Annotated in this window: 12 protein-coding genes; 1 reads left to right on the top strand and 11 read right to left on the bottom strand. The window is 44.8% G+C overall.

From position 1 onward, the window contains the following. Positions 1-73: 73 nt before the first annotated feature. From NSS87_RS16035 to NSS87_RS16025, 3 genes are all read right to left on the bottom strand, one after another. Positions 74-1510, bottom strand: a complete 1437-nt coding sequence (locus NSS87_RS16035; protein WP_339241183.1) for a response regulator — start codon at positions 1508-1510, stop codon at positions 74-76. After that, positions 1482-3278: a histidine kinase gene (locus NSS87_RS16030; protein ID WP_339241181.1), complete on the bottom strand. Its 1797-nt coding sequence runs from the start codon at positions 3276-3278 to the stop codon at positions 1482-1484. Before NSS87_RS16030 ends, NSS87_RS16035 begins: the two co-directional genes overlap by 29 nt. A gap of 332 nt (positions 3279-3610) precedes the next feature. Continuing rightward, positions 3611-5860 carry an FAD-dependent oxidoreductase gene (locus NSS87_RS16025; RefSeq protein WP_339241178.1) on the bottom strand — a complete coding sequence of 750 codons (2250 nt, stop codon included), beginning with the start codon at positions 5858-5860 and terminating at the stop codon, positions 3611-3613. A 127-nt stretch (positions 5861-5987) separates the two neighbouring features. Here NSS87_RS16025 and NSS87_RS16020 point away from each other — a divergent pair, with 127 nt between their 5' ends. After that, positions 5988-6779, top strand: coding sequence for a helix-turn-helix domain-containing protein (locus NSS87_RS16020; RefSeq protein WP_076283679.1), 792 nt, complete (start codon positions 5988-5990; stop codon positions 6777-6779). 541 nt (positions 6780-7320) lie between these two features. Here NSS87_RS16020 and NSS87_RS16015 read toward each other — a convergent pair. The 8 genes from NSS87_RS16015 to NSS87_RS15980 form a co-directional block, all read right to left on the bottom strand. Further along, entirely contained in the window at positions 7321-12927 is a 5607-nt protein-coding gene (locus tag NSS87_RS16015; RefSeq protein WP_339241174.1) for a hypothetical protein, read from the bottom strand. Positions 12928-13224: 297 nt separating this feature from the next. Beyond that, a complete protein-coding gene (locus NSS87_RS16010; RefSeq protein WP_339241172.1) occupies positions 13225-14433 on the bottom strand; it encodes a GDSL-type esterase/lipase family protein in 1209 nt (402 codons plus the stop codon). A 17-nt stretch (positions 14434-14450) separates the two neighbouring features. After that, positions 14451-16682 carry an FAD-dependent oxidoreductase gene (locus tag NSS87_RS16005; protein WP_339241171.1) on the bottom strand — a complete coding sequence of 744 codons (2232 nt, stop codon included), beginning with the start codon at positions 16680-16682 and terminating at the stop codon, positions 14451-14453. 84 nt (positions 16683-16766) lie between these two features. Next, entirely contained in the window at positions 16767-18392 is a 1626-nt protein-coding gene (locus NSS87_RS16000; RefSeq protein ID WP_339241169.1) for a response regulator, read from the bottom strand. After that, entirely contained in the window at positions 18389-20128 is a 1740-nt protein-coding gene (locus NSS87_RS15995; RefSeq protein WP_076283684.1) for a sensor histidine kinase, read from the bottom strand. The genes NSS87_RS16000 and NSS87_RS15995 overlap by 4 nt, the downstream gene beginning before the upstream one ends. Positions 20129-20416: 288 nt before the next feature. Continuing rightward, positions 20417-22003 (bottom strand): extracellular solute-binding protein, encoded by a 1587-nt coding sequence (locus tag NSS87_RS15990; RefSeq protein ID WP_076283685.1) that lies wholly within the window; start codon positions 22001-22003, stop codon positions 20417-20419. 66 nt (positions 22004-22069) lie between these two features. After that, the gene (locus tag NSS87_RS15985; RefSeq protein WP_042188438.1) at positions 22070-22939 is read right to left on the bottom strand and encodes a carbohydrate ABC transporter permease; all 870 of its coding nucleotides are present in this window, start codon (positions 22937-22939) and stop codon (positions 22070-22072) included. A 13-nt stretch (positions 22940-22952) separates the two neighbouring features. Continuing rightward, the gene (locus tag NSS87_RS15980; RefSeq protein WP_076283686.1) at positions 22953-23900 is read right to left on the bottom strand and encodes an ABC transporter permease subunit; all 948 of its coding nucleotides are present in this window, start codon (positions 23898-23900) and stop codon (positions 22953-22955) included. Positions 23901-24260: the final 360 nt, after the last annotated feature.

Raw genomic sequence — 24260 nt, 5'->3', positions numbered from 1 at the left:
TGATTCCACCCAACTATACCAATCAATCCCTTGCCTCATCAGGGTTGAAACTTACAGATGAATAGTACAAAACTTAGGTATTATTCTCACGCCTGAAGGAGCTAGGCGTTTGTCCAACCATGCGTTTGAACACCTTAATGAAGTATGCATCATCGGCAAAGCCTGTCTGAAAAGCGATCTCCTCCACATTCAGTTTGGAATGCAGCAGAAGACGCTTCGCCTGCTCGATCCGGATGTTTTGCAAAAAGGCGATCGGTGTCAGTCCGGTTTTTTTACCAAAAACGGTGCTTAGATAGTCGACGTTAATGGATACCAGCTTGGCTAAATCCGCAATCTTGATATTTTCTTTGAAATGCTCCAGCATATATTGAATCACCCGATTCACCTCAGGATGATCTGTAAAACTTACATGTTCTTCCTTCATTTGCTGGATTAGCTTATGTATGACTTGCTGTACATGAACAAGCAGCGATGCATGGCTGATGGCTGAGTCAAGTTCCTGCCGGTACTCCGATTTTCGTCCTGCCAGCATGGCTAGCATATGAACAAGATGGGCAGCCAGTATCTTCACTTCTACATGGGAGAACAAAGAGGCTTCCATGCTCTTCCACATTAAAGCTGTCACCTCGGTGCATTGGCGTTCGTCGCGTGCTTCGAAACGCCGGATCAGCTCTGCTTCCAGCTCTGCGATCGGCGGCAGTTCATGCCGCTCCTTCAACTGACCTCCCATTGAGCCGTACCAATATCCGTTCAACTGATTCAGTGCTAAGCGCCAATCCTGGGACAACTGGCTCAGACTGCTGCCGTAAGCCATTCCAATCGAAAGGTTATGTTTATGTCTGTTTGCACACGCTGCCTTCTTCCCAAAGCTCCAGCAAAAGAAAGTTGTCTGTCCTCCTTCATGGAAGAGTTGAACCAACAGATATTCCTCTGTCTGAATATTCATCTTTTCCGCAGCAGCGGGTACAGCTCCACTCAGTATGGTATAAATTTCAAGTTCTAAGCCGTGGAATTTCTCCGTTACCGCAATTGTTCCAGTCTGATCTTGATCGGCCGCTGCGACTGTTCCCCGGATACCCGACCAAATACGGTGAAAATAAGGATAAAGTGCCTCACTAGCTACACTAAGCTCCTCAAGCAGTTCTCCCTTAATCCGCGCCAGATTCTCGAGCAAAACTTCATCATTCAAGGAAAGCTTCAAGAGATAATTGAAGGCCCCGTATTGAAGGGCATCCCGGGCATATTCAAAATCGCTCATAGCCGTCAGCATAATAAACCGGCTGCGAATTCCCGCTTTCCGTGTCTCCTTCAACAGTTCAATCCCGTCCATCCCCGGCATAACAATATCCGCGATCACGACGTCAGGCTTAAGCTCCAGAATAGCCGTAAGAGCTTCCTTACCGTTCCCAGCCTCACCCACAACGTAAAATCCTTGCCGCTCCCATTCCACCGTATCTCGTAGGGTCTCCCGGACAAATACCTCATCTTCCACTAGTAAAATCGCCCACATGCCCATCGCCTCCTTCCTGTGAATAAGGTGTTGCTATCAGTAAAGGCAGCCGGAGCCGGACAAGGGTCCCTTCCGCGCCTGAAATAATCTCCATGGAACCTTCCCGCTTAAAAAGCAATTGTAGCCTTTCTCTCAGATTACTCAGTCCGATGCCATGACCGCTACGTCTTCCCGGTTTTAGTGCGGCCGCTTCCATGCCGATACCATTATCCGCCACCTCCAGGATAAGTTCTCTGCCCTCCGCTCTCACCCTCACCCAAATCGTGCCACACCCGTCCGTCATGTCAAAGCCATGGACGATAGCATTCTCCACCAGAGGCTGAAGACTAAGCTTGGGAACGAGAGCATGTTGAACCGGCTCATCCAATTCATAGCGGACGATGAAATGATCCCTGAAGCGAAAGGACTGAATGGATTCGTAGGAACGCAGCAGCTTCATTTCTTCTTTAAGGGGAATCAGCTCAATTTCCGAGTTCAGGCTGGCCTCCAGGATTAGCCCCAAAGAAGTGCAGATGCCAGCGATCGCTTCCTGCTTTTCTTTTCTGGCGATCCATTTGACCGTATTCAAGGTGTTCAACAGAAAATGCGGGTTCATTTGGGAGAGCAGCATTTGAAAACGTACCGCCTGCTTCTGCCGCTCCTCCAGCTTAAGCTTGTTAATGAGTGCGATGACATCATCTATCATGTGGTTAAAGCTGTCACCCAGGGAACGCACCTCGTCAGTTGCCCCCTTTCCGATACTGATTTTGACATTCAGCTTCTTGTCCAATGCCTCCTCCATGCTCCGCTCTAAGACAACCAACGGCTTCGTCATACGAGCCGATAGGATGATGGTTACTAGCACGTAGACGATGACCAGAATCGTCAAAAAGAGGAATGCGATAAACCTTAATTGCCGGATTTCCTGCTGAAGTTCGCTTAACGGCATTTGACTGACCACATACCAATCCAGATCTTCAAGATAGCTGTAATTGACTAGGGATGAAGAACGTTTATCCTCATAGTGTCCTTCCTTTGCCTGTAGCGACGTAATTCTATGTAACATATCCATACTGAAGGTTGTTTTCTTACTTTGGAGAATAGTCTCTCCTTGTCCCGTAAAGATGGTCAAATCCTGGTTAGCCGGACTATCCTTTAATGTGCTCAGGAACCATTCCTGAATATTGATGCTGATGCGAGCCAGTCCGAAGTTTCCACGCAGTGGGTCATCCAGGACTATGTACAGGCTTAAAACCTTGCTTCCTTTACTGCCTATTACGTCATTCCAATCATCCGCCACCCACCGGTATGAATGTGTCCCGCTATGTAGCTTATCCTGCCAATCTTGTAAGGTTTTGAGCTCGTTAGTCAACCGGCCGGCAGGTGCATAGGAGGTGTATACATTGCCCTTCAGGTCGATGAATCTAAAATACAGTTCTGTTTGATGGAAGAAGAAACTGTTGTTGATGCCAAACATCTTACTCTCGATGACTTTCTTTCGCTCAAGGGGATCGTACTTGTCCGGATCGTGCATAATTTGGATCAGGCTCTCGTCCTGGCTCAGCATAATATTCGCCTTATAGGCGAATGCCATCATATCTGTCAAGGACACATGAACCTGCTGCATGTGCTCGGACATCCGATCCATCATATCCTTCTGACGAATCGATTCAAAATGCTGGAACAGATAAAAAATAGCTATGCACAAAGGAAACATCAGAAGGGTGATATAAGCCATGATCAGCCTGTACTTCAATTTGTTCGGAAGCAAATAGCGCCAGTTGAACATCGTGTAGGATCCACTCCCAAAAATGTAGTTGAATGTTCTCATTGTCTGAAGAGTTTCCAGATTTCTCGAATAGGCAAAAAAAACCTCTGTTTCAAGAGGTTTTATTCCACAAGTCAATCGTGGGTATTGGTGTATGGAGTATGGTTAACAATACTAGCCTTGCAGAGCCACTTCCGATACTTAAGTCCGGATCATTCATTGATCTTGCCATGAATCTCTCTTTATTCATTCGATTATATCATCTGTAAAACGAATCCAGAAGATATAAAACTTGTTGATTCATATAACGATTCTTGGGAGTTGCAGAACTGCAGACAGGTCTTTGTTGTCTGCTATTCGTATACGCGAATCTCGAAGATCTCGGCTCTCGGGCAACCGTTCGTCGCTTCTACCACAACGCGAAGCCGATTAGAGGTAACCAGCCGTTCTAATGAATGGACAACTCTGCGTTTTCGGTTGTCTCGGCCTTCGGCAACGGTAATCCATTCGCCATCCACATCAATCTGCACAAGGTAATCCTTGACTAGTTCGGGAATCACTTCGAACGTTGTGCGGTGATGATGAAGATTGATCAGATCCTCGTTCACATCGTCGTTAAATGTGATATGCACCGTGCGAATGCTGACCGGTGCTGGCCAATTGAGCTCCAACCACTCCGGTGAGTCTTTCCGAAGTGAGGCTGACGACCACAGATGCGGCCCAGCAAACGGTCGGTGATATCCGTCGATAACCTTATCCGCTGCGTATGCTTGCGTTGGCGAGAGGAGACGGAAGCAGATCGGTTTGCGGTTAAATGGACGCATATTCCACTGCACGACCGGCTGACTTGGTTGATGATCTCCGAGATCCGGAGAAACCACGGGGCGTGGCCCTTTCGCAAATGAAAGCACTCCAAATTGAGACTCATCAGACAGATGTAAGGCAAGCCGTTCGTTGGCTTTGACCACGAGGAATGCGTTTTGTGGGGTGGTCGGCTTCCAATGGAGGTTCACGATCACATGTTGTCCTGTGCCTTTTGTTACCGGTGTCAATGTTGCAAGTTGTTTCGTATGCGGGACATAGTTTTCACCGCGACCGGTGTCCCATAGCTCCAGCTCCAATGTCGTGTTCTCTGCGGCATCGACGAATAGAGCGATTCCGTTCAGCTCCGGGTCGACCGGCAGAAGCAGGCCGGTGTCGGAAGCAAGTGGATAGGTTTCGATCGGCTTCTCCACAACTAGTTGCGTCAATGTACTGGAAGCTTTTAACTTCGCGCTCCGTGCCAAATCGGTCACATCATCATTGCGTAGACCGATGATGGACGCACCTTGGTGAAGCAGTGTTTGCTGAAGTTCACGTAGATGAGTCTGGTATAGCTCACGTGGGACGACCCCTTTCTCAGCGCATAATGCAGCCCCAGTGCCGGCAGCCTCGCCGATGACGGCACATGTAGCCATGACACGGGTCGTTCCGAAAGCCACGTGCGATGCGCTGATGTTGCGGCCGGCCATGATCAAATTGTTCACATTGACAGAATACAGGGAACGGAACGGAATATGATAGACTCCGTCTGCATGCAAATGCTTGGAGCCACTTTCAGTCGAATACATCCCTTGTGGCGGGTGCAAATCGATAGACCAACCACCGAAGGCCACACCGTCTTCAAACTCGCGCTGAGCAACGATATCGTTCTGGTTGAGCATATAATCACCAATGAAACGACGGTACTCCCGCTTGCCTGGAATCGAGCCCACCCACTCCAGCGTCATGTTGTTGGCATTGAAGTTGCCGGAATTTTTAATATAGTCCCATAAGCCATAGATCACCGCCCATAACTCGTCACGGATACGTTCGTTGTCGAGAACCGTATCCATTTCACCGCCCCACTCGATCCACCAATAAGCGCATCCATTATCGCCACTGCGGATGACGCGCGTCATCGGAATGGTCGTCTTCGTGATATCCTTCGCAAAACTTGGCGGTATAAACTTGACCTGATGGCCTGCATCCTTCGTATAGAAGAACATTGTACTTCCCAGTGTAATGTCATCCGCAACGGGCGGTGCCCAATCCTCGTTGTACTCTTCCCTCGCTTCTCGGCCGATACGATGCTTGGCCCCGGCCAGAAATCCAACCAGTCCGTCGCCCGAGCAGTCTAGAAACATGCCACTTTCAAAACGAATACGCTGCTCTGACCCCATCATCCAACCGGTAACTGAACGGATGACCCTATTGTCTGTATCGCCGTCAGCTTCCACCTCATGAACATCGGTATTCAAAAACAAACGGATATTGGGCTCTGCGCGAACCGTTTCAAGGAGAACCATATCCCAAATATACGGATTCCCGTCGATATTGCGGTACTGGTTTTCAAGAAAAAGCTCACCCATTATGCCGGTTTCTCGCGCATACCGATTCGTTCCGTGAGCGGTAGCCCCGCACACCCATACACGTACCTCGCTGCTTGAATTTCCGCCTAGCACAGGACGATTCTGAATAAGTGATACGGACCTTCCCAAACGGGCTGCAGCAACAGCTGCACTTACTCCCGCCAAGCCGCCGCCGACGACTGTAATATCTGATATGATAACTTCCTGCCTCATGATTGAACATCTCCTTTTAAAGAACTATAATATCCATGATTTCATCGTATGTTATCAACTTTTCAATTTCCATACACCATGTTACGATAAGGCATATACTTTATTTCATAACATTGGTGGCGATAAAATGCGAAGTGACTTTGCGATCCGGCTAGTGACTCACTTTTATTGGGACAAGAAAGAGTCGTTTGCTCTCGACCGGGATATTTATTCCTATTGGACAATATTGGCTGTGGAAGAAGGCCGATTCACTTACCGCATTGAAGATCAAGAAGGCGAAGCAGGGTTCGGCAGCTTGGTGGTCTGTCCTCCAAACACCTGGTTTCATAGGAAGACACTTGAGCCTTTGACCTTTCACTTTATTCATTTCACATGGAACACGGAGCCTTCGCTTGAAGAGCAGCGCTCGTTGACTGGCAATCTGATGATCGCGGACATCGAACGCCTTTGCTCCGACTACCGCTACTTGCGACTAATTGCGTTGGAACAGGATAAGGCCGCAATAGAGCGAAAACAACACCTCGTAAGCGATATGTGGCGTTTGTACGAGCTGGAGAGGAACGTGCCGAAGGAAATAGGGTTAACAGTGGTGATTGCTGATGAGGAGATGCGGAAGGCGGCCCACTTCATCACCGCCAATATTTTCGGTCCGGTCGATATGAAGAGCTTAGCGCTCTCGCTACAGCTTACCCCGGTGCAGTTGACGAGACGTTTTCGTGCGGCTTACGGAATGACCCCCTCTGAATATATGACTCGGCTACGGCTGGACAGGGCTAGCAAATTGCTGCTAGAAACAGAGTTTAGTATCGACAAAATTGCGCAGCTGTGCGGATATGAGAACGGCTTCTATTTGAGTCGTATATTCCGGAACAAACGGGGGATGCCCCCTTCACAGTATCGTAGCCTGCCTCGCGTCTAGGCTTAGATCCGACGGATGAATTCTCTTGCACAAGCAATTTAGGGTATATGGGGATAATGAATACAATGCAGTGGTAACATCAGTTAATATAAGAACGACAATCGGAGCATAATCTTGGCTCTTTTCGATTGAATAAAAAAACCGCGATTTACGCGGGAATTAATCGGTATATGTTGTTGCCGCTCGACACTCGGATCTTGTTAGGTTGTTTCTCTTTCAACTATCCTGCCCTTGGGACTTGATCCCGAGCGCCATAATGTTCACCTCTACTTCTCATGACCATAAATAAAACGGACCGCCTTCAGTAGACAACACTGGAGTTGGTCCGTTCTCCATCTAATATCCGACGCCTTTTTCCTCATCCGGGTGCAATCCTGCTTGTTTCAATTCCTTAGCTAGGATTTCTGAAGCACTACTACCTGTTCGTGTAAATATCACTCAGTTGTGAGCCTTGAAAGATTAGCATTTTACATAGTTCAATAATAAATTCCAAGAAATAAAAAAGCCGAATGGATCGTTCTCATCCACTCAGCTCATAGGTTTATTTTACAATAATCTGTATAGTATCACTTTCCGTTGTTCCACTTCCATTCATAAACTCACAGCGATATTGATAGATGCCAGGCGATTTCCCTGAAATTTGTGTAGTGGCCGATTGAGCACTTGGTGTTTGTGAAGATAAAGATTGCGTTTCAATAAGTTCGCCATTTTCATATAATCGATACTGTGTTGCGTTCGTGCCCCACCACATATTAGCAGTAATGTTATAGTCCCCATCTTGATCCCAGTTGTCACTAGACAAAACAGGTTTGCCGGGCTTCGCATCAGTCACGGTGACGGTGTGTGGATCACATGAAGTCGTTCCATACAAATTCGATAACTCACATGTATACATATAGGTTCCATTAGGCTTTCCTTGAATAGGCATAATGGAAGTCTGAGCAGCTGGCGAAACATCGGTGAGTGACTTCGTTTGGATCAATTGGCCATTCTCGTACAGCTTATACAGTGTGCCATTGTTTCCCCACCACATATTCATCGTAACCTCATAATTGCCATCATGTAAGCCTGTCGCAACACCGCTATTATTCGATAGTGTCGGTTTACCTGGCACCCCATTTGCAAGCAACGGCAGACTACTGGAATGCCGTTCGAACTTGACTGCATCAGCCCTGGTATAAATCATATCGGCAGGTAGAGTTGGCGGATCTACCGTTGTCGGAGTAACCCTTGTTAAACGAACATACTCGCTGCCGTCTCCAGTAAAGTCGAACGTTCCTAGATTAACCCAACCCGACGAGCCAACGGTTGCATCGATATACGTGACCTCGGTAACCGACTGATGCTTCACTTCCACTTTGACATAATTGTCATTTGCCGTCGTATGGACGATCTTGTAGATGGAGACCGTATATTTCCCCTCTGGAAACTGGCCTTTCCACGTCGCTGAGGATCCTTGAACGGTAGAGTAACGGGACTTCACACCAATTTTGTATCCGGCTAAATTGCTTTGGCTCCAAGACCCTTCTGTCGTGTACAACCCAGTCGTATTCGTGCTGTCGACAATAACCGTTAATTCCCTGATCGCAATTCTCAAAGGCGGTGTTGTTAAGGTCACACCGTCAATCGTTACAGTGGCCCATACCTCAATGTGATCCTTTTCCCCGTCGAGACTTAGAAGGGTCAACAAACCGCTACTGTCCACTTCAGCCAGATCGGTTCGATCAACGAAATACTGCACATTTGCCTGTGATAGATCACCAATCAGACCATTATCCAAATAGCCGGTTACGCTTAGTTGTGCGGTTTGAGTCATCTGCAGTTCGTTCCGATCCGACAGGATCACCGCAGACTCCAATTGCGGTATCTTGTTCGGGTCCACCCACATCATCGCATCGGCGACAACCCGTGACTTATTGGCCTTATTGGTTAATTCCACGTACCCACTATCGCCTGCTGCAAAAGGATAAGCACCCAGGTACACCCAAGTACCATTGGCCGCTGTCTCATCTACGGTAACCGTCTCGGAGCCTCCGCTATAATAAACGGTAAATGAGGCATTCGTTGCCCAATTTTCACTAGCAGCGGTTATTTGCGGAAGCTTATAGTACACACTGTAAGTAACACTTTCCGGCAGATCAGGTCGCCAAACAATTCTGCTTGTCGCTGTGCCGGCAGTCGATTTGGCATACACATAGTTATCATAATAATAGTCGTTAGCCGTTGTATCCCGTATCCAGACGCCTTCTGTCTCTGCCTCCGTATTATCCACAATGATAGATGAACCCTCCTGCCAATCCGGTTGAACTGGAGTTTCGGTTACCTGATCAGGCAGATAGAGTGTCCGCTTGCGAGTCTGTTTCCCGTCCGATTCCACATAATAAGTGAAGGTTTGGGATAAATCGTTTACCCGTATCGACCATTCCATCGGATAGATCTTATCTGGAATGGTTGTATACGTAGCCCCGCCATCCAAGGAATAATGGATCGTCGCTGGTTTCGTCGTTTTTGCCTGCACATAAGCATCGTAGGCCGTTTCGTCGGGTTTGACGATCAGCATGCCTTTAACCGCATCTATTGGACTGTGGATATCGAAGAAATAGCTTGCATCCGATGTTTCAGCAGTTCTGACCTGGTGCAGCGGCACTTCAATGTTGAGTCCTTCCACAATGATAGCGGTTATTCCCTTGCTTGAAACCGTGGCTTGAATGATTCCGCCACTCATAACCGCTTGCTCTGGTGTGCCATTGTCGCGGATGATGGTTACGGTATAATCTTGTGCCGGGTTGAACCCAATGATTTGCGCATTCAATTCGATCGGAGTCTGAACTTCAGCTGCCGATTCGTTGCTTAACCCGATGTAGAATTTATTCCCGCTCTCTCCCGTTATCCAATTCAATTGAGAATGGTTGGTCTGAATTATCCCCTTAGGCATCCAGAGCCAAACGTTGGAATTACCGTAAAAATGACCTGGTTTATTTCCATAGAGGTGATATTTGAACCATAGAAAATTAGTTTCAAATACAGAAGGAAATGTAATACTTCCATTCGATTTCAACGATTGTTCGCTGATCAAATAATCTATCGTTTGCCCGAGCTGTCCCGGTATATGGTGATAATAGATGGATGTAGCCCCGCTTGGGCCTTCCAGAGGAAACTCCGGTTCAAGTTGACTAACGGCGAAGCCCTTATAATAATACCCTGGATAGCTGGAATATCGTCCGATGACTGCATTATGAGCAATATCCTGCAGCAATTTATCGCCTGTATAGAGCGACAATCTCAGCATGAATGGAGCTTCCTGAGCATTCATCCGATAATAACCAGTTGTACTTCCCGCTTCAAACGTCAATCCATTGGGAGAGACAAGCCAACTATCCGCTTGTACGCCTCCGGCTACATCTTCTGGGAGCTTGATCCGAGGATATTGATATTTACCACTTTCCGGCCAATGGAACGACTCCGCGTAATTATACGTCTCAGGCTGCGGAATCGTAACGGCACCTTCAGGAACCGGACGAGCAACGAACATCGTTGCATACCGTTTGGCTTCTTTATAAGCAGCATTTAAGTATTTGATATCCTGAGTTTCCTCGTAAAGCTCCAAGATCTCCATCCACAGCTTGCTATAATAATAAATGAACTCATTTTTACTCACATTTACAGATGCAGGCGTATCAATATGCTGCATGATATAGCTGTCGGCTGCATCCTTGGCAGCCTGTAAATACTGCGCATCTCCCGTCATACGATACATCATCAGAGGCTGAATGACAGGACCCCGGTCTTTCTGGTCAGGATCACGCACGAGGTACTCTTCCTGTGCCAGCGCCCCAATTCCTGCCGAAGTCCCCATCATCTGATTGACAGCGGCTACGCTTGAAAAATCAAACGGCAAGGTTGCCATTTTCCATAACGACGGCACACCGTATACTGGCTTCTGCGTCGGCGACCAGCCTATACCATTTCGCGATAAGCCATACTGGACGGACGGCAATGCTCTAGTATCGTAGAGCTGATCATCCCCAGTCAAATAGTAAGCCCCCAAAAGAACCGCATTCGAGCTTGTTCGAACACTATCCTCGTTTTCGATGTCAATAAAGCCCTTGGCACGGCTCCACCATCCGCTGGGTGACGGGACATAATCAACAGAGTCATCCCCTTGCGGCTCTATCTTAAGTAAATCGATCATATTGAACATCGCGTCAGTGAGCGACTGATCTGATACATTTTCCCGGTATGCGGAATAACTGTACTCATTGCGAAGAATATCCGCGTAGGACTCATACAAATTGCTTTTTTGAGCGATTAATCCCATATGAAATTTATAAGTGCTTTCTGCGGCCATTTGCGAATAAGTCCCTAATTGAGGAGCATACAAGATTGGCTGCACGCTACCTTCGTTGTTGACAAGGCTCATGCCAAGCCTTTGTTTCGTAACACCTCCCGTCGGTTCAAATTCAACCGGAAGCTCATCCGAAGGTACAAATACCCCATACGTCAATGGATTGCCCGAACCGTCATTCTTTTCAACCAGACTCATTGGAGCGCTTAGCTCCCTTAAGCTTGTTGATTCCACCGAACCTACCATTTTGGCGTGTGACCTGAAACCATTTAACACTTCATTGACGCCAGAGATCTGCTCTGTTGTGAAAGACTGATAGCCAATCACGTAATTGCCATCCCGGCGGGGTGTAAAAGCAAAGGAAACATCAGGTTTGTCCCCTGACATGGACCAGTTCACTTGTAAATCGTAATCGCTTCCATGTGAAGAATCGGTTAATATCGACGTATGGCTGTCAGGGAAATCAATCTCGTCGAATGTAATCCAGCGTTTGTTCATCGTATCGTAGTAATTGGTTAGACTCCCCGCATTCCCATCCAATAAGACCCATTGCTCTTCAAGTCTTTCCTCCACATTATTGACAGGCACCCAGTTCCCCGTATCCGTGTCCTTGTAGAACATATCACGAACGATGGATTTGCCACCATCCCAAGCTGCTTCATAGAAGGTTACTTTGTAGCTGGCATTCTCGATGCTGCCTTTTTCCGTGTAACTGAGATTCGCCAATGTACGGCTGCGCAGCGGAGGCAACGGCGGAGCTTGCTGCCTGATATTCCCTTCAAACTTGACCGCATCGGCCCGCGTAACGATCTTTCCGGTCGTAGGTTGCGTTCGAGTCAGTCTGACAAATTCGCTATCATCACCACTGAAATAATAGGACCCCAAATCAACCCATCCGGCCGATGGGCCTGACGAGGGCCTCAGATCCATAAACATGACATCCGTAATCCCATTGTGAACAATTTCAATTTTAACATTACTGTCTGCTTTATCCGCCCAATCAAGCTTGTTGAATGAAATTTTCGCCGTCCCTGCTTCCAATCGCGGATTCCATGTGATGCTTCTTCCTACTGCATCGGTAAATTTGGAACTGGAATTATTATATCCCTTCACTCCCGTACTTGTAGTCCAATAAGGAGCGGAGAACCCGTTATTTGCGTTATCTACATCAGTGGTGACGACATCATCAATCGTGATGCTTCCATCATCAATGATGATCGTCTTATGCGGCTCTTTTTGCTGAATATTCCCTTCGAACTTGACCGCATCTGCACGAGTAATTATCGTGCTGGTTGTGCTGGTAGACCGAGTTAATCTAACGAATTCTTTACCAACTCCGGAAAAATAGTACTCTCCCAAATCAACCCATCCCGCAGGAGCACCAAATGAAGGCCGCAAATCCATATAGAGAACATCGGTCGTTCCATTGTGGACGATTTCAATTTTTACATTGCTATCTGCTTTATCTTCCCAATTAAGTTTGTATAACAAAATTTTCGCCGTTCCCGCTTCCAATCGTGGATTCCAGGATATCGTTCTACCTGCTGTACTCGTATATTTAGAACTGGAGCTATCATATCCCTTCACCCCTGTACTTGTGGTCCAATTCGGAGCTGAATATCCGTTGTTCTCGTTACCCACATCAGGTGTCACAACATCATTGATCGTGATGCTCCCGTCATCGATGATAATCGTCTTATACGGTAAGGGCTCCGCGTATGCGGTCCTTATTCCGACTAGGCTGAAAGGAACTAATATCGTCACGATGAAAACGATTAAGAAAAACAGTTTCCTTTTTATCATACAACTCACAGCCTCCCTTGTGTTGATAACGCTTACAAAATAATGTTACCCTCCTTTGTTCGAAGATCGTATAGAAGCAATTAGCCTTATCCTTCTGACTAAGCCCGCTCTGTCGGTTTTATCATAGCATGTTACAGAACTGTGAAATTTCTTTGATTTTAAGAATTTCTTATAAGATTTTAAGCAAGAAGAAACGACTTTGTCGTCCTTTAAAAAAGAGACCTACATCATAACTGTCCGCTCAACTGCAGTCAGTTATGATGTAGGTCTACCAATTGTACAAAGCCTAATGATTAATTATAATGGCGGCTGCACTAATAACAACTTCCCAAGCTGAATCACCGTTTGATCATACCAATCTGGATGCTGCCTAACGTGCTCTCTACTTCGTTCATTGCCGCATGCCTCAAACACGGCCGCTTTGTCTGTCTTCTCGGTATCGATTTCAAAGCGAACCGTATGTTTTCCATTCGGGAGCTCCGGCAAGAATACATACTGATTTCGATTATGATCGTTGTGTAGTGTGAATCGATCGATAATAAAGGGTTCCCCACCATCCACCGACACCTTCAATCTGCCAGAATCAGGCCCCCCGATATCGAATAACCCGATATGGGTGCCCTCGAACTGCACCGTGATAGCCTCTCCAGGATCGACTGCTCGCCATAGGCCGGGGAACAACCAATTGTACTCGCGCACTAAAGCAGAATCATCGGGCGTCATGTAAGACCATCCTGCGGAAAAAGTAGTAAGACTATCCAGTGACAGCATGGTCGCATACTCCCAAGGATTAGCCGGAACCAACGGATTCTGAGGTAAGTGATGTACTAACCTTCCCTGATGACCTCTGAGTTCGATAATTGCCTCAAATGACCGGGTGATCGTATCCGTGTAAATCTGGTGTCCTTCGGGAATAGTCGGATGGATCGAATCATGCGTAAAAACAACGGCTCCAGAAATATACACGTCTTCCCTTGAGGTGAAAACGAGTTTTCCCTCCGACACCAAGTGACTGACCGCTACGCCCAGATGAATCGAAGGAATACCATAATAGTCGGCCACTTCCTCTTGCATTAGAGCCCCCTTCTGGTATTCCCCAGACTGAAATAAGGCCACATCCCGCTCCTTCAGCGTATAAACGAACAGGATATCGGTAAACCGGCTCCGCTTGCGGATCTGACGGACAATCCCTTCGATCCGCGCCTTGGATTCGGGATCTCCGCCATCGTTACCGACAAATTCAACAAATACTAGATCAGGCCGATGACGCAGTACATCTGTCTCCAAACGGGCACAACCCAAATCCGATCCTGTCCCATTAATGCCTGCATTCACAGAGCGGATATCCGCCTTAGGATATTTCTCACGAAGCCAATCCGCCGTCATGACCCTGTAGCCTTCAGAACGGGTATTACTGCCGCCGAAATAGACGATTGTTACGGTATCCCCATTTTCCAATTTCTGAATTATATTGGGGAGCCCATTACGTGGGAATAATTCCTTCATCGTTACTTCACCTGACCTCATTTATCAATTTTAGGAGCAAACAATTTTACTGCAAACACTTCAAAATAAGGCGAACCATACGTTGCGCAGAAATTAATCCGGATTCGGGTTACATGTTTCGCATCCACCTTATGTTTATTCAACGTGAGATAATTCCCACGAGTTATGATTGTCCTCTCGGTTCCGTCTTCTAAGGTCAAGGTCATATCATAATCTTGGATAAGGGACTCGATCGGGTCGTTGAAATGCTCCAAATCCAACTGTGAATTGAAAACAAGATGGATTTCGTCTACATTTTTGGGGCTTGCAAAACAGAATTCCAACCATTCCTGTTCTTCCGTACGTTCAGAAATCCAGCCGTTCGGTAGACCATAAGGTCTGGAGAAGCCGTTGACGACATTCTCGGGATTATACATACTCTGGGACGGTAACAGATCCTTGAAGCAAATGCTCTTATTGAATTTCTTCAGCCTGGACGGCTCTTCCGGCCTATAATGGAAGCTGACCGCTCCTGTTATTTTTTCTTCATTGCCGTAGACGGCAAGGCTCGCCGTACCTTCCAATACGATGTAGATTTTGTCGTCAGCCGGTTTCTTGCAGCCCAAATTTAGCGTAATCCAGTCGTCATGACCGGCTGCAATATCCAAGCGGTAATCTTTCAACTCGCTAGTGGGAATGTAGTTTTCCTTCCGTTCCCCGGCAAACAGCTTTACATGCAAAGTTTCCGAATGCTCGGACCTATTTTTAATTTTGATCCGTACACTTTCAGCCACGGATGTCTGAATCGGCAAGACCAAACATAACCCTTTCTCCAAGGGAATCTCTTCAGTTGGATGAGGATTATCATAGCTGCGCTGAGACGAGGCACGAATAGTTAATCCGTCAGCGAAGTAAGGATTCAATTCCTCTTGAAGCCCTACAATCGTTTGGCCATCTCGAAGCAGCAGCGCCTGCAGCTCCTCCATATGAGATTCGACTATGGCCGCAGGGTCTATCTCATATTTCAAGCATAACGAAGCTGCCGTTCCAACCGCCTGCCCCATACAACCGCAGGTTGCCATTACCCTAGTAGATCCGAAAGCCACATGGGTAGCACTTATATTGCGACCAGCGAACATGAGATTAGGAATATTTCGTGAATATAAACTGCGGAAAGGGATATTGTACAATCCAGGCACGAAATTCCATGCTGTAGCTGGCCCCTCATCGTAGATGCCCTTATTCGCATGTAAATCCATATACCATCCACCGACGGATACAGCATCTTCGAAATGCGGCTTTGCTGTAAGATCGTTCTGAGACAACATGTGGTCCCCTATGAACCGCCTCGACTCCCGCTTTCCAGGAATCGGGCATACATAATCCAAGATGAGATTGTCTACATCATCAAATTCGCCGCTATTTTTGATATAATCCCAAATCCCGTACACCAATTTCCGCAGTTCCAATGCGATGTCTTCATTATTCTTGATAATATCCATATGTCCACCATATTCCAGCCACCACAATCCGCCAAGCCCATTGATTTTTCTTGGTAAAGCCCGATGGTTTAAGCCTTTTCTGATACTATCGAAAAAAGCCAACTTCGTAATATCATACGCAAAGCCAGGGCTTTTGAATGGAACGGAATATTCTACGTCACGGGCTTGAAACAGGATCGTATCGCCCATGGTGTAATGGTCCGCCACTTCAGGAGCCAATTCTTCCATGTATTCATGCTTCGCTTCTCTCCCCCAGCGGAAGAGAGCACCTGCTTGATATCCGACAACTCCATCTCCGGAGCAATCAATGTAGGTTCTGCTTTCGAAACGAAATTTTCTTTCTGAAGCCAATTGAAGGCCCTCAACCCATTTAATTCTGCCGTTCTCCATGCCCGTTTCATGCACGCATGTATTCAGAAATAGAGAAATGTTAGGCTCAGCATAAACCATATCCAACAAGACCGTATCCGAAAGCGAAAGCATAAGCTTCTTGTTGTATAACGGATTATAGTGAAAAATCTTCAACTTGAGTTCTTCCACCAATCCGCCCTCGCGTGCATAATAGGATGGACTGTTTCCGAGATATGCTGACCCGTTGATATGAACCCGGACCTCGCTGCTCGCATTTCCTCCAAGAACCGGCCGATCATTAATAAGTGAAACCTGCAGCCCTTGGCGTGCGGCAGCAATGGCAGCGCATATCCCAGCAATACCTCCGCCTACGACGGTTACATCTGCTTTAATAAGCTCCATTTTGATAACCTCCATGATTAGATCCTTCTATCATGGTAAGCCTTTTGATGCCCTTTTTTTTACATGATTTCGCGAGAAATTTATACATTTTTTGCAACCTTATTTGGATTCATACCGTGTCATTTTTATCCGATATTGCTTAGGCGTATCACCCGTATATTCTTTAAATAATTTGCAAAAATAACCTTCATTTACAATTCCTACTTCCTCGCACAATTCCAATAAAGAATAATCCTGAACATTTAACAGCTCGAGAGCTAAGTGAATTTTTTTGCGGTTGATGTAGCTGATAACGCCCTCGTTCATTGTTTTTTTGAACAAGCTGCTAAAATACGATGGAGCTAAATTCACTTCCTCAGCAATAGCCTCAAGCGTTAATCTCTGTTTCAGGTTTTTCTCTATAAACCGCATAGCACTCATGATTTCTATACGATGTAAAAGTTGGCCAGCGTGTACATATTCGAAGGTGAAGTCGCCAATATAGGCAAGCTGCTCCCGAAATGTCATGAATTTTATGGGAAACTCTGATGCATCCGTGGTCAACGAGTTCCCCGATTTAAATTTCGCAGTAATGTCTCTGTACAAGCCTTGAAGCATAGGTGCCATGATGGACTTATGAATTTTATAATCTGTCACAAATTGGTTTAAAGCAGAGAGTTCTTTCTCCAGCGCTTCCTTGGAAACTTTTCTTTGTATCCATGTGAGAAAATCAGCCAGTTTCAGCTGAAAGTCCTCCTTTTTGTCATTACGGTAATGGAACCGATGCATGGGTGTTTTGACTACTTTCTCTTCATGATAATAGAAATCCTCACTCACGTTATTAGCTTCCATGTAAGCTTGTTTGATGGATTCCCAGCCTCGGTGCGGACCTCCAAAAGCTACGGATACCCTTTGATTCAAATATTGATGTAAATGGGAGACGATCTGACTACCCAATGAATGGCAAGCATATTCCGTGTCCATATCGCTGCGATTATTTTCCCAGGAAAGAAAGCCAATAAAACGATTATCGGATAGATCCGCAGCTACACCTCTGCCACCGTTCACCACAGTTTCTTCGATTATATTCGTAATCGCATATTTCAAGATGTTTTGATCAGACGCTGAATAATCGTTTCGGAAACTTTCATACAAATTCATTTCAACAATGAAGCAGCAATAGTTGGCTTGAAAGAAATGGAATTGCATGCGATTGGCAAAATCCGATGCCCGATGAGAAGGAATTTCGCCTCTGATAAGCTCATTAAAAAATTGCTTTCGGACTCTATATTTATTTTCAAGCACGGATACGTTTAACGATTGAAATTCCGCTTCTTTTTTCTTAACCTCATTTAAAATCCCGGCTGCCTTATCTAAAGCACGATCTAAATCCTTTTCCCTGAGTGGAACCTTAACAATGTACTCCAAGACGTTGGCTTGAATAGCTCTCTGGGCGTATTCAAAGGATGAATAAGCGGTCAGAAGAATGTATTGGGTATGGGGAAGCTTTGGTTTTAGCTGCTCAATCATGGAAATTCCATCCATTCGAGGCATAACGATATCAGATATCACGATATCCGGCTTAAGCTTTACGATCTCCTCTATCCCCTCCAGACCATTTTTTGCTTTTCCCACTAAATGAAATCGCTTATCCCTATGGAAGAGCTCGTTAAAAAACAATTCCAATCTCTGAATGATTAGATCTTCATCATCAACAATGAAGCAGGTGTAGTCTCTCACCATCATGCATCTCCTTTAAACGAGCCTGCTGGGAATAAGGCTTGAACACGGGTTATTTCCTTAGGTATGCTTATGATTTGAAGCCCGAATTGTTCTCCGTAGTGAAGTTTTATTCGGTCATGAATATTATTTAACCCGATTCTTTTCCTTTTCAATTCCACATCACTCGGTTCTGAAATCAAAATATGCTTTATTTTATCAGTTGGAATTCCCTCGCCTAGATCAACTACTTCTATGATGACGATGCCGCCCTCCCTGTACGCATGAATAGTAATAGGGCCTTCGATCCCCCCTCCGTTATAACCATGGAAGATACTATTCTCCACAAGGGGCTGCAGCAGCATTCGAAAAACTGGGAAATCTATTAAATCTGCTTCGATATTTTCAATCAAGTGGAAGTTCCTGTTATAGCGGATGTTCTGGATCGCGATATAGTCCGAGACATTTTGCAATTCCTGACGTAGTGAAACCTTCTCCGAAGCATCAGCTATCCCATATTCCAATATTGAAATGAGAGACTCGATCACCACATCTACTTTCTCTATTTGTCCGAGTCGTATGACATTGCTGATAGAACCAAGCGTGTTATACAGAAAATGAGGGTTTATTTGAGACTGAAGCACTTGGATTTCCAGCTTCCGCTCAAGTTCATTATGTAGCTCTGCTCCCCGTATCAGTTCCACAATTTGCTGAAGCATACGATCGAATGCTCGGGAGAGATCTCCAAACTCATCGTTTCGGTTAATCGATATTGTAGTTGTGAGGAGGCCTTGCTCCACCCGCTTCATTTTTGTTTTGAGCGCATAGAGAGGGGTCCTTATATATTTGGCAATAAAAAAGGAAATGAACAGACTTAAGAGAAGACCTGCAGCTAGAAGCCCGATATAATAGGTTTCCAATCTGGACAAAGCAGCTTTCAAGCGTGATTCATCGTTGATCGAGATGATGGTCCAGTTGAATTTCTCAGTCGGTTTTTTCAGAAGGGAGACTGGAATACCATCCTTGGTATGTAGTTGAAGGCTTGTTTCTGTAGTATCCAGAATTTGTTCCGCCGTCGTTTCACCGATTGAAAAAGTATGATCTTGAATATTCATGGGTCCTTTATTTTCCGAAAATCCGGCAATGATTTTTCCCGATGCGGTGATTAGAGCCAAATCCATTTGTTCTTTTTTATTAATCTTGAACAAGGTTTCTTCAATGGCATTTAGATCCAAATCTACCGCAATGGCCATAGGAAACGGAGCACTGTTCAGATATCGAACCATCGTAACTGTCCAGCCGGAATATTTAGATTTGTAAGGATCACTGACAAATGTAGTCCTTCTGTTCTTGTCAGCCGCATCAAACAAAGGTTCTCTTTCAGCTAAAGGTTCATCGAATATTCGGGTAGGTGTACTCCCGCCTAGAATGGATAAATCGCTTTTGATCAAATAAATATTACTGACGTAATTACTATTGAGTTCATACAGCTCTCTTAATTGCTTTTTAATCACTTCTGTATTGTCAATGTTGGCTTTCACCGATGTTTCGACCGAGAACAGGATCGTCTGGAAGGAGGAAAAATTAACTGTGAAATACTGATCTACTTTGTCTAGTATTTGGTTTGTGTAATAAATGTCAGTTTTTCTTATTTCCTTTTGGACATAGTGGTAAGACAATTGACTTATCAAGATTATGCAGCTTAATACAAATGCAAACACGATAAAAAATAATTTTAAAGGCAAGCTGATTCTTCTTCGCATCTATCATCTTCCTTTTAAATCTGTATTAAACAAATAATAGCATATGACAAGAAGAAACGCCTTCGGCGTCCTTTTTAAGGACGATAAGCGTTTCTTTGAAAAATAGAAGGAAAAAGTATAAAGTAAAACTTATACTTTCTTATATTTCAATAAAGAGAGGGGCTATTTATAGCCTCTCTCTTTGTTTAAAAGATAAGAATTTATATGCTTCGCGCATAAATGTTCCTTATCTTTCTCGCTGAAACGGTACCGTCCTTTAAAAGGACGGCGAAGCCGTTTCTACTTGATTTACTTAATTAAGCCCGCTTCTTTAAATTGCTTGATTACTGTGTCCTTATATTTCTGCATGTCAAACTTGGTATCCAACGTATTGAGGAAATTCTCCCAGTTAGAAAGAGGATCTTTTCCGGTCATAAATTTGACCAAACTTTCATTAATGAAACGTTGGCGGTCAGCTGCCAATGTATCGTTCGGGTCTTCAGTCAGTAAATTCCCGGGCAAAGTAGGCGCCACGTATTTCTGATTGTTCTCAAAAGCTTCTGCCGTCTTAGGATTCTGGAAGCTGAAGTACTCAGCATCATCACCACGACGCGGCATTCTATAATGGTCAACCCATAGGTACTTTTCTTTCATTTCCTTTGATAATTCGGAGGTTTTATTCTTGATCTTGCCGTCCACTAAATCCCAATGAATTCCTTTAATTCCGTATGCAAAATTCGGATATGCTTCTTTGTCCGTAAAGAGATAATTCAGCATGGACAAGATCCGAATGATTTTGTCCTTATCCGCTTTTTTGGATATGGCCCATGAATTGCCTTGGAACGATTTTCTCTCTACAATTTGATCACCATAAGGACCTATCATTGGAGGAATGACGATCCATTCCGGCACCTCTCCACTGATTTCTTTCATTTTCTGCTGATAATCCGGTTCCAGCCTGCGTGCATCTCTTATCATGAAGCCAACTTTACCCTTAAATAACTTTTGGTCCAACAAATCGGGAGTATTCATTGTCACCCAGTCTGGATCTACAACTTTGGCTTCCATCATTTTATTGATATAAGCGAGCGCCTCTTTCATTTTTGGGTCGGTATACAGGAACACCGGTTCATTGTCTTTCACATCAATGGCTGATGGAGGATTGACACCAAACATCCACATCAAACTATCGAAGCCGTAGGTTTGCAGATTGCCTTCTTTATTCATGCCGCCTATGAATCCGTAAGTATCGTTTTTGCCATTACCGTCCGGGTCTTTCTCTGTAAAGGCTTTCATAACTTCGAATAACTCGTCAGGTGTCGTTGGCACTTCCATATTCAGTTTTTTCAGCCAATCATTTCGAATGAAGAAGCTTCGACTGATACCATTTACATTATCATAACCTGGAACCCCAATGGTTTTTCCTTGATAGGACATCGCCTCCCAGGAGTCGTTGCTAAAACGTTTCTGTAATTCAGGAAATTGATCCAGATACGGTGTCAAATCCGCAAGAACGCCTTGGTCATAATATTGCGCAAGATCAGCCCGGCTCTTCAAGAAAATCAAATCTGGAATATCTCCTCCAGCAATGAGCGTATTTAATTTAGTCGTTGCTTGACCTGATTGAGGAATCATCATTTCCAAGTCGATATTTACTGCTTTCTCCAACATTTGGCGTTGGATATCTTCTTCACGGGGAGGAATCGGAGCAGCAGCATTGAAAGTGCCTTGGTTAAACATCGAAATTTTCAATTTTTTTTCAAAGGGACTAGACTGGCCTTGTGAATTACCCGTAGCTGACGATGTAACCTCTTTTTTGTCCCCACAACCTGACAATACCGTTCCCACACCGACCATTGCTGTCAGAATAGCAAATGTAATCGCTTTACGTTGCATAATGACCTCTCCTTTGCTTCTATATTATCACGGTTTCCCCGTAACAACTCAGGTTGGAATTTCTTTTTAACCTTTAACAGATCCCAAGAGTACACCTTTGGTAAAATGCTTTTGCATAAATGGGTAAACGATCAAAATCGGAACTGTAGTCACGACAACTGCTGCCATTTGTATAGCGAACGTACTAACAGCTCCGGTATTGGCAAGCGAATCAGCACTTTGTGTTGCGACGTTAAGCAGGATGTTGCGCAAGATCACTTGAAGCGGCATTAAGTTGGAATCATTGATATAAACAATAGCATCGAAATAACTATTCCAATGCCCGACTGCGTAAAATAAGGAAATTGTGGAAAGGACGGGCAAGGACAAGGGTAAAATGATCCGCCATAACGACTGAAGCTCACTTGCACCGTCTACCCTCGCTGATTCCTCGATTTCAGCAGGCAATTGCTCGAAAAAGCCTTTAATGATCACCAGATTAAATGCACTAATGAGATTTGGAATAATCAATACCCACGGACTGTTTAGCAATCCCAGAGAGCGGACTAGTAAATAAGTCGGAATTAATCCTCCCCCAAACATCATGGTGAAGACAATGAATAGTAAAAATGGGCTTCGACCCGGCAAATATTTTTTGGATAACGGATATGCCGCTATTACCGTAAAGAACACATTAAGAGCAGTGCCTACTATCGTTCGAAACAATGTAATTTTATACGCCTGCCCGATACCATGAGAAATGAATACTTCTTTATAGGCTAGAAAGGTAAAGGATTCTGGTATAATAACAATTCCTCTTCTTAATACTTCCGATTCTGGCGTCACTGAAACAGCAACTACATATAGAAAGGGTAGTAAGCAAAGTAGAGCTAGCAAAATAAGAATAAAATAAACGACTGCTTGCCAGACTTTCTCTCCGATTGTCAAATTGATCATATTGATAACCACCTCACCAAATTTGCCCATCGAATTTTTTGGCGAGCTTATTCGCTGCCAACACTAAAACAAATCCGATGACCGCTTTAAACAATCCCACAGCAGTTGCCAAGCCAATCTTAAGTCGCTCGAGCCCTTCACGGTATACCCATGTGTCGATAATGTCGATCTTCTCCTGATTAAAGCTGTTGGCAAACATGAATATTTGGTCAAAACCAGCATCCAGAATATGGCTTAATTTAAGGATCAGCATCAGAATCATCACGCCTCGAATGCCGGGAAGTGTTACATGCCATAGCTGTCTCCATTTGGAAGCGCCATCAATTCTAGCCGCTTCATATAAGCTTGGATCGATTCCTGCTAATGCTGCAAGGTACAATATCGCTCCCCATCCAATATCCTTCCATATTTCAGATAAGATGATCAGCAGTCTGCCCCAGGCAGGTTCCGTTAGGAATGAGATGGGTTCAACTCCAGCTTCCTTCAAAATCATGTTAAAAAGACCATCCCCTGGGGCTAATAATGCCACCATCATTCCATAAACAATGACCCATGATAGAAAGTGGGGTAAATAAGTGATCGTTTGTACGATTTTCTTAAACCATTGGGTATAAACTTCATTGAGCAGCAAAGCAAGTATGATAGGAGCTGAGAAACCGAACAATAGCTTATACAGCGATATGATTATCGTATTTCTCATGATGTCCCAGAAATAAACGCCGTTCATAAAATCTGTAAAATTTCTAAATCCCACCCATGGACTATCCCATAGTCCCAATGCTAGGTTATAGTTTTTAAAAGCAATAATGATTCCCGCCATAGGAATGTATTTGAATACGGCAAAGTAAAGTAATGCCGGGAACAAGAGAGCGTACATCACTTTATACTTTTTTATCGTTCTTATCCATGAATTTCGCTTTTTGGTGAGGGGAATGGCGTCCGCTGCCAATTTTGCTTGCATATCATCACCTCGTCTTTATTTATATTTGTATAATAGCATCCCACTACCCGAATAAATTTCTGTGATTTCAAGAATTTCTTATAAGATTTTAAGTAAGTACAGCCTTGGATAATTCCAATACAATAGGCATGATAATACAATCCAGAGGTCCCAAACAAAAAAAGCCCAAGAAAAAATTGGGCTTAATTAAATGAATCATGTTTTTTATATAATGCATCCACGTATTTTATTTTCCATTACTAAAGACTACATTCATGAGCAAAAAAGGCGTCCTCCAGCGTGGAAGGGTTTCCTTTTACTTCTCCAATGTTCCATCTGCAACGATTGTTCCATGCTTAATAATCACCACATCATCAACCG

Origin of the sequence: Paenibacillus sp. FSL F4-0243 (genome assembly GCF_037963295.1) — a bacterium.
GTDB lineage: Bacteria > Bacillota > Bacilli > Paenibacillales > Paenibacillaceae > Paenibacillus_AQ.
This window is presented reverse-complemented; position numbering and strand designations above follow the sequence as displayed.

What these genes read in the sequence shown, in the direction of transcription:
- NSS87_RS16015 (WP_339241174.1), bottom strand. Translation starts at nt 12,927, where the DNA reads ATGATAAAAAGGAAACTGTTTTTCTTAATCGTTTTCATCGTGACGATA.
- NSS87_RS16025 (WP_339241178.1), bottom strand. Translation starts at nt 5,860, where the DNA reads ATGAGGCAGGAAGTTATCATATCAGATATTACAGTCGTCGGCGGCGGC.
- NSS87_RS15995 (WP_076283684.1), bottom strand. Translation starts at nt 20,128, where the DNA reads ATGCGAAGAAGAATCAGCTTGCCTTTAAAATTATTTTTTATCGTGTTT.
- NSS87_RS15990 (WP_076283685.1), bottom strand. Translation starts at nt 22,003, where the DNA reads ATGCAACGTAAAGCGATTACATTTGCTATTCTGACAGCAATGGTCGGT.
- NSS87_RS16030 (WP_339241181.1), bottom strand. Translation starts at nt 3,278, where the DNA reads ATGTTCAACTGGCGCTATTTGCTTCCGAACAAATTGAAGTACAGGCTG.
- NSS87_RS16000 (WP_339241169.1), bottom strand. Translation starts at nt 18,392, where the DNA reads ATGATGGTGAGAGACTACACCTGCTTCATTGTTGATGATGAAGATCTA.
- NSS87_RS16020 (WP_076283679.1), top strand. Translation starts at nt 5,988, where the DNA reads ATGCGAAGTGACTTTGCGATCCGGCTAGTGACTCACTTTTATTGGGAC.
- NSS87_RS15980 (WP_076283686.1), bottom strand. Translation starts at nt 23,900, where the DNA reads ATGCAAGCAAAATTGGCAGCGGACGCCATTCCCCTCACCAAAAAGCGA.
- NSS87_RS16035 (WP_339241183.1), bottom strand. Translation starts at nt 1,510, where the DNA reads ATGTGGGCGATTTTACTAGTGGAAGATGAGGTATTTGTCCGGGAGACC.
- NSS87_RS16005 (WP_339241171.1), bottom strand. Translation starts at nt 16,682, where the DNA reads ATGGAGGTTATCAAAATGGAGCTTATTAAAGCAGATGTAACCGTCGTA.
- NSS87_RS15985 (WP_042188438.1), bottom strand. Translation starts at nt 22,939, where the DNA reads ATGATCAATTTGACAATCGGAGAGAAAGTCTGGCAAGCAGTCGTTTAT.
- NSS87_RS16010 (WP_339241172.1), bottom strand. Translation starts at nt 14,433, where the DNA reads ATGAAGGAATTATTCCCACGTAATGGGCTCCCCAATATAATTCAGAAA.